2 protein-coding genes are annotated in these 1544 nt (G+C 71.6%); both read left to right on the top strand.

The genetic code is table 11. The annotated features are described in order from the left end of the window. Positions 1 to 100 precede the first annotated feature (100 nt). On the top strand, positions 101 to 451 hold the full coding sequence (locus VOI19_RS19315) for a winged helix-turn-helix domain-containing protein (RefSeq protein WP_323794549.1): 351 nt from the start codon (positions 101 to 103) through the stop codon (positions 449 to 451). 32 nt (positions 452 to 483) lie between these two features. Continuing rightward, a partial coding sequence (locus VOI19_RS19310) for a 5-(carboxyamino)imidazole ribonucleotide synthase (RefSeq protein WP_323794548.1) occupies positions 484 to 1544 on the top strand: 1061 nt, incomplete at its 3' end.

Raw genomic sequence — 1544 nt, 5'->3', positions numbered from 1 at the left:
GGGGTAAAGGTATCCTCGGCGTGGCGATTGTCATGAAAATGCCAGTGTCATTTTCTTCCATTCACTACCGATCGGTCCTTTCCCTTCCTAGGATCGATGCGTGATCAATGTTCAGGAGATCAGCCTCGACCCCGACACCCGACGAGCCTGGCGCGCCGGCGACGAGATCAACCTGTCGCGCAAGGAGTTCGACCTGGTGCTGGCGCTGATCTCGCGTGCGGGGGTCCTGGTGACCCGCGAGGAGCTCATGCGCGAGGTGTGGCAGACGACGTTCTGGACGTCGTCGAAGACGATCGACGTCCACCTCGGGTGGGTGCGACGCAAGCTCGGCGACGACAGCCGGCACCCGAGTCTCATCAGCACGGTGCGCGGCAAGGGCCTGCGCTTCGAGACCGTGGCCCCGGCCGGAGCCGCGGGCACCGCCGCGACTGCTGCTGCCCAGGAGGCGTAGGTCTCCGACGAGCCTGCGTAGGATGCGGTGCCGTGTCTGAACTCGCTCCTGTCATCGCGGTCATCGGCGGTGGACAGCTCGCGCGGATGATGGCCGAGCCCGCCGCTGCGCTGGGGATCCCACTCCGGCTCCTCGCGGAGGCCGAGGGCGTCTCGGCGGCCCAGGTCATCCCCGACCAGCTCATCGGCCACCACACCGATCTCGACGCCCTGCTCGCCGTGACCGCGGGTGCCGCTGCCGTGACGTTCGACCACGAGCACGTGCCGGCCGAGCACCTGCGTGCCCTCGCCGCCACCGGCGTCGCCGTGCGCCCCGGGCCCGACGCGCTCGTCCATGCCCAGGACAAGGCCGTCATGCGGGCGCGCCTCGCCGAGCTGGGGGTGCCGTGTCCACGCAACGCGGTGGTGGCCGACCTCGACGACGTCGAGGCCTTCGGCTTCCCGTGCGTGCTCAAGACGACCCGCGGGGGGTACGACGGCCGCGGGGTGTGGTTCGTCGACGACGCCGCCGACTGCGCCGACGCGTTCGACGCGGCCGCGGCAGCCGGCGTCCAGCTGCTCGCCGAGGAACGGGTGGCCTTCCGGCGCGAGCTGTCGGCCCTCGTCGCCCGCTCGCCGAGCGGGCAGGCCGCCGCCTACCCCGTCGTCGCCTCGACCCAGCGCGACGGCATCTGCCACGAGGTGATCGCTCCGGCGCCCGACCTCGACCCCGACCTGGCCGCGACCGCCCAGGGCATCGCGCTCCGCCTGGCCGGCGAGCTCGACGTGACCGGTGTGCTGGCCGTCGAGCTGTTCGAGACCGAGGACGGACGCGTGCTCGTCAACGAGCTGGCGATGCGCCCGCACAACACCGGTCACTGGACGCAGGACGGGGCGGTGACCTCGCAGTTCGAGAACCACCTCCGCGCCGTGCTCGACCTGCCGCTCGGCTCGCCGGCGGCCCGCTCACGCTGGACGGTGATGGTCACCATCCTCGGCGGGCCCCAGGACCCTGGCGCCAGTGGCACCAGTGGCACCAGTGGCGCCGGCGACACCGTCGGTCGGCTCTACGACGGCTTCCCGCACGCCATGGCGCGCGACCCGCACCTGCGCGT

The organism is Nocardioides sp., from assembly GCF_034670285.1.
Taxonomy (GTDB): Bacteria; Actinomycetota; Actinomycetes; order Propionibacteriales; family Nocardioidaceae; genus Nocardioides.
Note: the sequence above shows the minus strand (reverse complement) of the source record. Positions and strands in the feature narration are given on the sequence as shown.